The sequence below is a fragment of the Streptomyces flavofungini genome (assembly GCF_041028215.1).
Lineage (GTDB): Bacteria > Actinomycetota > Actinomycetes > Streptomycetales > Streptomycetaceae > Streptomyces > Streptomyces flavofungini_B.
The window spans coordinates 1-8611 of sequence record NZ_JASKYR010000323.1 but is presented as its reverse complement, the minus strand read 5'-3'; the positions used below and the strand labels follow the sequence as shown (position 1 = coordinate 8611).

General features: G+C 71.1%; 6 protein-coding genes. All 6 read right to left on the bottom strand.

Annotated features, from left to right (window positions below):
• Positions 1-164: 164 nt before the first annotated feature.
• Positions 165-1322 (bottom strand): flavodoxin-dependent (E)-4-hydroxy-3-methylbut-2-enyl-diphosphate synthase, encoded by a 1158-nt coding sequence (gene ispG / locus AB8Z36_RS22050; RefSeq protein WP_369215087.1) that lies wholly within the window; start codon positions 1320-1322, stop codon positions 165-167.
• Positions 1323-1530: 208 nt separating this feature from the next.
• Entirely contained in the window at positions 1531-2832 is a 1302-nt protein-coding gene (locus AB8Z36_RS22045; protein ID WP_369215086.1) for a M50 family metallopeptidase, read from the bottom strand.
• Positions 2829-4091 carry a 1-deoxy-D-xylulose-5-phosphate reductoisomerase gene (gene dxr / locus AB8Z36_RS22040; RefSeq protein ID WP_369215085.1) on the bottom strand — a complete coding sequence of 421 codons (1263 nt, stop codon included), beginning with the start codon at positions 4089-4091 and terminating at the stop codon, positions 2829-2831. Before dxr ends, AB8Z36_RS22045 begins: the two co-directional genes overlap by 4 nt.
• A gap of 107 nt (positions 4092-4198) precedes the next feature.
• Positions 4199-6136: an acyl-CoA dehydrogenase family protein gene (locus AB8Z36_RS22035; RefSeq protein WP_369215084.1), complete on the bottom strand. Its 1938-nt coding sequence runs from the start codon at positions 6134-6136 to the stop codon at positions 4199-4201.
• 173 nt (positions 6137-6309) lie between these two features.
• Positions 6310-7755, bottom strand: coding sequence for an aldehyde dehydrogenase family protein (locus tag AB8Z36_RS22030; protein WP_369215083.1), 1446 nt, complete (start codon positions 7753-7755; stop codon positions 6310-6312).
• A gap of 227 nt (positions 7756-7982) precedes the next feature.
• Positions 7983-8611 (bottom strand): PucR family transcriptional regulator (locus tag AB8Z36_RS22025; protein WP_369215082.1); only part of this gene is annotated, 629 nt, incomplete at its 5' end.

The window sequence follows — 8611 nt, the reverse complement described above, 5'->3', positions numbered from 1 at the left end:
CCGGCCGCACCGGAGACCCACCGGGCAAGCCAATGGACCGAACACCGCCCGCCACCGCCAGCGGGCGCGCGCGGGGGAAAAGGTCCCTGCCCGGGGCCCAACCGGCCGCACCGGAGACGCGCCGGGCAGGCCAAGGACCGCCCAAGCACAGCGCAGGCGAAAACTCAGCCCGCCACCGAGATCGTCGGCTCGCCGGAGGCCACCCCGTCCTTCTCCATCTGCTCCGCGATCTTCATGGCCTCGTCGATCAGGGTCTCCACGATCTTCGACTCCGGGACGGTCTTGATCACCTCGCCCTTGACGAAGATCTGGCCCTTGCCGTTACCCGAGGCCACGCCGAGGTCCGCCTCGCGGGCCTCGCCGGGTCCGTTCACCACGCAGCCCATGACCGCGACGCGCAGCGGGACCTCCATGCCCTCAAGGCCCGCCGTGACCTCCTCGGCCAGCTTGTAGACGTCCACCTGGGCCCGCCCGCACGAGGGGCAGGAGACGATCTCCAGGCGGCGCTGGCGCAGGTTCAGGGACTCCAGGATCTGGATGCCGACCTTGATCTCCTCGGCCGGCGGGGCCGACAGCGAGACGCGGATCGTGTCGCCGATGCCCTCGCTGAGCAGGGCGCCGAAGGCGACGGCCGACTTGATCGTGCCCTGGAAGGCGGGGCCCGCCTCGGTCACACCGAGGTGCAGGGGGTAGTCACAGGCGGCGGCGAGCTGGCGGTAGGCGTTGACCATGACCACCGGGTCGTTGTGCTTGACCGAGATCTTGATGTCCTGGAAGCCGTGCTCCTCGAAGAGCGACGCCTCCCAGAGCGCCGACTCCACGAGCGCTTCCGGCGTCGCCTTGCCGTACTTCTTCAGGAGACGCGCGTCCAGCGAGCCCGCGTTGACGCCGATGCGGATCGGCGTGCCCGCGTCCTTCGCGGCCAGCGCGATCTCCTTGACCTTGTCGTCGAACTGCTTGATGTTCCCCGGGTTCACCCGCACCGCCGCGCAGCCCGCGTCGATCGCCGCGAAGACGTACTTCGGCTGGAAGTGGATGTCCGCGATCACCGGGATCTGCGACTTGCGGGCGATCGTGGCCAGCGCGTCCGCGTCGTCCTGGGTCGGACAGGCCACTCGTACGATCTGGCAGCCCGAGGCGGTCAGCTCCGCGATCTGCTGAAGGGTCGCGCCGATGTCCGACGTCCGCGTCGTCGTCATCGACTGCACCGACACCGGGGCGTCCCCGCCCACGGCCACCGTGCCGACCTGGATCTTGCGGCTGACCCTTCGGTCGGCGAGCTTGGTCGGAACGGACGGGATTCCGAGCGAAACGGCAGTCATCTGGCGTGCATCCCCAAGGTGTGGATCAAGGTCCCGAGATCGGCGGGCTCCAGGCTTCGAGATTACGGCAACCCGCCGGGCCCGGGCACACCCCGTCGGGAAGTCCACTCAATAGTGAGCGGCCCGACACATAGTGCGCCGGGCCGCCGCAAACTTCTCGTAACCCGGACGTTCCGGCGCCCCGCGGACGCCCGGAACATCCGTGACCTCAGGAGATGCGAACCGGATTCACCACGTCCGCGATGAGCACCAGGATCGTGAAGCAGATGAAGATGCCCGCCACCACGTAGGCGACCGGCATGAGCTTCGCCACGTCGAAGGGGCCCGGGTCGGGACGGCGCAGGACCTTGGCCGCGTTGCGGCGCACGGACTCCCACAGGGCCCCGGCGATGTGGCCGCCGTCGAGCGGGAGCAGCGGCAGCATGTTGAAGAGGAAGAGCGAGAGGTTGAAGCCCGCCACCAGGAACAGCATCATCGCGATCTGGTTCTCCGGCGGGATGTCGAGCGTGAACACCTCGCCGCCGACGCGGGCCGCGCCCACGACGCCCATCGGGGAGTCCTGCTTGCGCTCGCCCTCGCCGAAGGCCGCGTTCCACAGGTCGGGGATCTTGGAGGGCAGGGCGATGATCGACTCGACGCCGTTCTCCATCATGTCGCCCATGCGGCTCACGGAGTCGCCGAAGGACTGCTGGACGATGCCGGTGGCGGGGGTGAAGCCGAGGAAGCCCGCGTAGACGTACTTGCCCTCCACGTAGGCGCCGTCGCCGTCGGTCTTGGTGACCTGGTTGCGGATCAGGTCGGCGTGCAGGACCTTGGTCTCGCCCTCGCGCTCGACCGTGATCGTGGCCGGGCCGATGGTCTCGCGGATCCTCGACTGGAGCGTGGACCAGTCGTCGACGGGCTTGCCCTGGAAGGCGACGATCTTGTCGCCCGCCTTGAGGCCGGCGGCCTTGGCGGGGGCCGCCTTGTCGCCCTTCTCGCACTTCGCGCGGTTCTCGCTCTGCTGGATGACGCAGTCGGAGACCTTGCCGACCTGGGTCGTCTGGGAGCTGATGCCGAACGTCATCATCACGCCGAGGAAGATCACCACGGCGAGGATCAGGTTCATGAAGGGGCCCGCGAACATCACGATCACGCGCTTCCAGGGCTTGCGCGTGTAGAAGAGGCGGGTCTCGTCGCCCGGCTTGAGCTCCTCGAAGGCGGCGGAGCGGGCGTCCTCGATCATGCCGCGCCAGGGAGACGTCGACCGTGCCTCTATGCGGCCGTCCGGACCCGGCGGGAACATGCCGATCATGCGGATGTAGCCGCCGAGCGGGATGGCCTTGACGCCGTACTCGGTGTCGCCCTTCTTCCTGGAGAAGAGGGTCGGGCCGAAGCCGACCATGTACTGCGGCACGCGGATGCCGAACATCTTGGCGGTCGACAGGTGGCCCAGCTCGTGCCAGGCGATCGAGAAGAGCAGCCCGATCACGAAGACGACTATCCCGAGGATCATCATCAGTGTCGTCATGCACGGGCCTCCGCGGTCGTCTTCGCTGCCAGTTCGCGGGCCCGGGCACGCGCCCAGGTCTCCGCTTCGAGGACGTCCGCGACGGTCAGGGCAGTTCCCCGCGTGGCGGCGGGGACGTGTTCCTCCACGGTCCTCGTCACCGTCTCCATGATGCCGTTGAAGGGCAGCGCGCCCTTCAGGAAGGCGTCGACGCACTCCTCGTTGGCCGCATTGAACACCGCGGGAGCCGTGCCCGCGAGTTCCCCCACCCGCCGGGCGAGCCCGACCGACGGGAACGCGTCGTTGTCCAGGGGGTGGAACTCCCAGCTCGACGCCTTCGTCCAGTCGAAGGCGGGCGCCGCGTCGGGCACCCGCTCGGGCCAGCCGATGCCAATGGCGATGGGGCCGCTCATGTCGGGCGGGGTGGCCTGGGCGAGGGTCGAGCCGTCGGTGAACTCCACCATGGAGTGGACGTACGACTGGGGGTGGACGACGACCTCGATGCGGTCGAAGGGGATGTCGTACAGGAGGTGTGCCTCGATGACCTCAAGGCCCTTGTTGACCAGCGTCGCGGAGTTGACGGTGATGACCGGGCCCATGGCCCAGGTGGGGTGCGCGAGCGCGTCCTTCGGGGTCACGTGCGCGAGATCGGCCTTGGTACGTCCGCGGAAGGGGCCGCCGGAAGCGGTGACGACCAGTCTTCGTACGTCCGCCCGGGTGCCCGCGGCGAGCGCCTGGAAGAGGGCCGCGTGCTCGGAGTCGACCGGGATGATCTGGCCGGGCTTGGCGACCGCCTTGACCAGCGGGCCGCCGACGATCAGGGACTCCTTGTTGGCGAGCGCCAGGGTGCGGCCCGCCTCCAGGGCGGCCAGCGTCGGCGCGAGGCCGATGGAGCCGGTGATGCCGTTGAGGACCGTGTGGCAGTCGGAGGCCGCGACCTGCGTGGCGGCGTCGGGACCGGCCAGGATCTCGGGGAGCGGCTCCCCCGCCCCGTACTCCGCCCGCAGCGCCTCGCGCAGCGCGGGCAGGACGTCCTCGCGGGCCACCGCGACGGTCTTGACCCGCAGCCGCCGCGCCTGCTCGGCGAGGAGGCCGACCCGGCCGCCCGCCGCCGAGAGCGCGGTGACGCGGAAGCGGTCGGGGTTGCGCAGCACGAGGTCGATGGCCTGGGTGCCGATCGAACCCGTGGAGCCGAGGATGACGATGTCCCGGGGGTCTTCGCCGGAGACGGGGTCGAAGACGAGATGCGGGTCCGCGAGGGGGGATGGGCTGTCGCTCATCCCCCCATTGTGGCCGCAAGACGGCTCCGGCCGTACAGCGCGGGCCCCGATGTGGCGCACGTGGCGCGTTCGTGCGGTCCTGATCCGGTGTGCGGGCGTGGGTCCGTTCAGCGGATCGGGCGGTGGACGTTGTCGCGTTTGGAGGGTCCTGGGGCGGCCTCGGCGATCCACGGGCCGTCCCCGGAGGGGTCGACGACGCCCGCTTCGAGCCAGGCGTAGGTCCCGGAGAGCACGCCCTTGACCACCTTGCGGTCCAGGTCGTCGGTGTTGGTCCACAGCCGGTCGAAGAGCTCCTCGACGCGGATGCGGGACTGCCGGCAGAAGGCGTCGGCGAGCTGGTACGCCTCGCGGCCGTGGTCCTCGGTGGTGCGCAGCAGTTCCGCGCGTACGCAGGCCGCGCTCATCGCGAACAGTTCGGCGCCGATGTCGACGACACGGCCGAGGAAGCCCTGCTTGGTCTCCATCTTCCCCTGCCAGCGCGACATGGCGTAGAAGGTGGAGCGGGCCAGCTTGCGGGCGCCGCGTTCCACGTAGCGCAGATGGCCGGAGAGGTCCACGTGCCCCTCGGGGTGGAACTCCGCGTAGCTGCGCGGGAGCTGCCCGGGTCCCGCCACCAGTTTCGGCAGCCAGCGGGCGTAGAAGCCGCCCGCCCGTGCGCCCGCCCGCGCCTTGTCGGTGAGCGTCTTGTCGGGGTCGATGAGGTCGCCCGCGACCTTCAGATGGGCGTCGACGGCCTCGCGGGCGATCAGCAGGTGCATGATCTCCGTGGAGCCCTCGAAGATGCGGTTGATGCGCAGGTCGCGCAGGATCTGCTCGGCCGGGACGGCGCGCTCGCCGCGGGCCCCGAGGGACTCGGCGGTCTCGAAGCCGCGGCCGCCGCGGATCTGGACCAGCTCGTCGGCCATCAGGCAGGCCATCTCCGAGCCGTACAGCTTGGCGAGGGCGGCCTCGATACGGATGTCGTTGCGGTCCTCGTCGGCCATCTGCGAGGAGAGGTCGAGCACCGCTTCGAGCGCGAAGGTGGTCGCCGCGATGAAGGAGATCTTGGCGCCGACCGCCTCGTGGAACGCGACGGGCTTGCCCCACTGCTCACGGGCCGCGGACCACTCGCGGGCGATCTTCAGGCACCACTTGCCCGCGCCGACGCACATGGCGGGCAGCGAGAGCCGTCCGGTGTTGAGCGTGGTCAGGGCGATCTTCAGGCCCGCGCCCTCGGGTCCGATGCGGTTCGCGGCGGGGACCCGTACCTGGTGGAAGCGGGTCACGCCGTTCTCCAGGCCGCGCAGGCCCATGAAGGCGTTGCGGTTCTCCACGGTGACGCCGTCGGAGGCCGCCTCGACGACGAAGGCCGTGATGCCGCCCTTGTGGCCCTCGGACTTCGGGACCCGGGCCATCACGACGAGCAGGTCGGCGACGACGCCGTTGGTGGTCCAGAGCTTCACGCCGTCCAGGACGTAGTCGTCGCCGTCGGGGACGGCGGTGGTGGCCAGGCGTGCCGGGTCGGAGCCGACGTCGGGCTCGGTGAGCAGGAAGGCGGTGATGTCGGTACGGGCGCAGCGCGGCAGGAAGGCGTCCTTCTGCTCCTGGGTGCCGAAGATCTTCAGCGGCTGCGGTACGCCGATCGACTGATGCGCGGAGAGCAGCGCGCCGATGGCGGGGTTCGCGGAGCCGACCAGCGCGAGGGCCTTGTTGTAGTAGACCTGGGTGAGGCCGAGCCCGCCGTACTTCGTGTCGATCTTCATGCCGAGGGCGCCGAGTTCCTTGAGGCCGTTGACGACCTCGTCGGGGATGCGCGCCTCGCGTTCGATGCGGGCCCCGTCGATCTCCGTCTCGCAGAAGTCGCGCAGCTTGGCGAGGAACTCCTCGCCGCGCCGGGCGTCCTCGTCCGGCGGCATCGGGTGCGGGTGGATCAGGTCGAGCCGGAAGCGGCCGAGGAAGAGTTCCTTGGCGAAGCTGGGTTTGCGCCAGTCCTGCTCGCGTGCGGCCTCGGCGACCTGCCGGGCCTCGCGTTCGCTCACGGACGGCTTTGCGGATGGTGCGGACATGAGGAGCTCACCTCGCCGCGAAAGTGGGTTACCGACTGGTGCTACTGGATCGTTGTTACCCGATTCGTCCGGGTCCCACCAGTCCTCGTGCAGCCTTCGGGGCAACGGGAACGGCGACGAGAACGGCCGGAGCCCCCGCACAGTGGGCTCCGGCCGTTGGTCTTTTCCGAGGGTCAGAGGGCGAGGCCCGTAAGCACCATGACGCGCTCGTAGGTGTAGTCGTCCATCGCGAAGCGGACGCCCTCGCGGCCGACGCCGGACTGCTTCACGCCGCCGTACGGCATCTGGTCGGCGCGGTAGGACGGGGCGTCGCCGATGACGACGCCGCCGACCTCAAGGGCCCGGTGCGCGCGGAAGGCCCGCTGGAGGTCGTGGGTGAACACGCCCGCCTGGAGGCCGTACTTGGAGTCGTTGACGGCGGCGAACGCCTCCGCCTCGCCGTCCACCTTGCGGAGGGTGAGGACGGGTCCGAAGACCTCCTCGCAGGCGATCGTGGCATCGGCGGGTACGTCGGCGAGCACGGTCGGCGCGTACGCGGCGCCGTCGCGCTTGCCGCCGGTCAGCAGCCGCGCCCCGGCCCCGACGGCCTCGTCGACCCAGGACTCCACGCGCTTGGCGGCGTCCTCGCTGACCAGCGGGCCGACATCGGTCCTGGGGTCGGAGGGGTCGCCGGTGACCTGCGCCTCGACGGCGGCGACGACCCGCGGCACGAGCCGGTCGTAGACGGACGCGTCGGCGATGACCCGCTGCACGGAGATGCAGGACTGGCCGCCCTGGTAGTTGGAGAACGTCGCGATGCGCGAGGCGGCCCAGTCCAGGTCCTCGTCGGAGGAGTAGTCGTCGAGGACCACGGCCGCGCCGTTGCCGCCGAGCTCCAGCGTGCAGTGCTTGCGCGGCACCGAGTCCATGATCGCGTAGCCGACCTTCTCGGAGCCCGTGAAGGAGACGACGGGCAGGCGCTCGTCCTGGACCAGGGCGGGCATCTTGTCGTTGCCGACCGGCAGCACCGACCAGGACCCGGCGGGCAGCTCCGTCTCGGCGAGCAGCTCGCCGAGGATCAGACCGGAGAGCGGCGTCGCGGGGGCGGGCTTGAGGATGATCGGCGCGCCGACGGCGATGGCCGGGGCGATCTTGTGCGCGCAGAGGTTCAGCGGGAAGTTGAACGGCGCGATGCCGAGGACGACGCCCTTGGGGAAGCGGCGGGTCAGCGCGAGCCGCCCCTGGCCGCCCGCGTCGGTGTCCAGGCGCTGGGCCTCGCCGCCGTTGAAGCGGCGGGCCTCCTCCGCGGCGAACCGGAAGACCGAGACCGCGCGGCCGACCTCGCCGCGGGCCCACTTGATCGGCTTGCCGTTCTCGGCGGAGATGAGCTGAGCGATCTCCTCCGTGCGCTCGACCAGGCGGTCCGAGACGTGGGCGAGGGCCGCGGCGCGGGCGTGGGCCGGGGTCGCGGCGAACTCGTCGCGCACGGCGTACGCGGCGGCCACGGCCTCCTCGACCTGGGCGTCGGTCGGGACCGCCGCCTTGGCGACGAGCCGCCCGTCCCAGGGCGAGTGGACGTCGAGAGTGGTCTCACCGGTGGTCTGGCGACCGGCGAGCCAGAAGGCGTGGATGGAAGTCATGTGCTTTCCCGGCCCTTCCGCGGAGGTGTGTCTTGGGGTACGTCCCTCACCGTAGGGGCAGGCGTCTCACCTGGCGTTTATCCGGGGCGGAGTAGTGGCCTCCGGCCGCGCGCCGGTTTGTACTGGCGGGCGGGGTGCGGGGCCTGCCGGGCGGCCGGGCGGGGCGCCGCCCCGGTCCGTCACCGTCAGTCCGTCGCCGTCAGTCCGTCACCCTCAGTCCGTCGCCGTCAGTCCGTCGCCGTCGACGTCGCCTTCAGGGACAGCCACAGCTCCATGCGGACGTCCGGGTCGTCCAGCGAGCGGCCGAGGATCTCCTCGACCCTGCGCATGCGGTACCGCAGGGTGTGCCGGTGGACGCCGAGGTCGGCCGCCGCCGCGTCCCACTGGCCGTGCCGGGAGAGCCAGGCCCGCAGCGAGGCGACGAGGTCACCGCGGCCCGTGGCGTCGTGGTCGTGCAGCGCGCGCAGCAGCCCGTCCGCGAAGGCCCGCACCGCGTCGTCCGCGAGCAGCGGCAGCACCGAACCGGCGGCCAGCTCCTCGTGCTCGACCAGGGCGCGGCCCCGGCGCCGGGCCACCGAGAGCGCCTGCTCGGCCTGTTTGTACGCGGTGGCGGCGGCGATCGGCCCGGCGGGCGCGGAGAGCCCCATCACCAGCTCGGCCTCCTCGCCGGACGCCGTCGCCTCGCGCCCGGTGGCGCGCCCGGCCTCCAGCGCCGCCGCGTACTCCGCGCAGGCCCGCGCGCCCGCGCCGCCGTCCACGGTGAGCAGCACGATCCGCTCGCCGTACGGGACGACGAGCAGCGCCTCGCCGGAACGGGCGGCGGCGGCCTCGWCGACGTCGACGAGCACGGTGAGGG

What these genes read in the sequence shown, in the direction of transcription:
- ispG (WP_369215087.1), bottom strand. Translation starts at nt 1,322, where the DNA reads ATGACTGCCGTTTCGCTCGGAATCCCGTCCGTTCCGACCAAGCTCGCC.
- AB8Z36_RS22045 (WP_369215086.1), bottom strand. Translation starts at nt 2,832, where the DNA reads ATGACGACACTGATGATGATCCTCGGGATAGTCGTCTTCGTGATCGGG.
- dxr (WP_369215085.1), bottom strand. Translation starts at nt 4,091, where the DNA reads ATGAGCGACAGCCCATCCCCCCTCGCGGACCCGCATCTCGTCTTCGAC.
- AB8Z36_RS22035 (WP_369215084.1), bottom strand. Translation starts at nt 6,136, where the DNA reads ATGTCCGCACCATCCGCAAAGCCGTCCGTGAGCGAACGCGAGGCCCGG.
- AB8Z36_RS22030 (WP_369215083.1), bottom strand. Translation starts at nt 7,755, where the DNA reads ATGACTTCCATCCACGCCTTCTGGCTCGCCGGTCGCCAGACCACCGGT.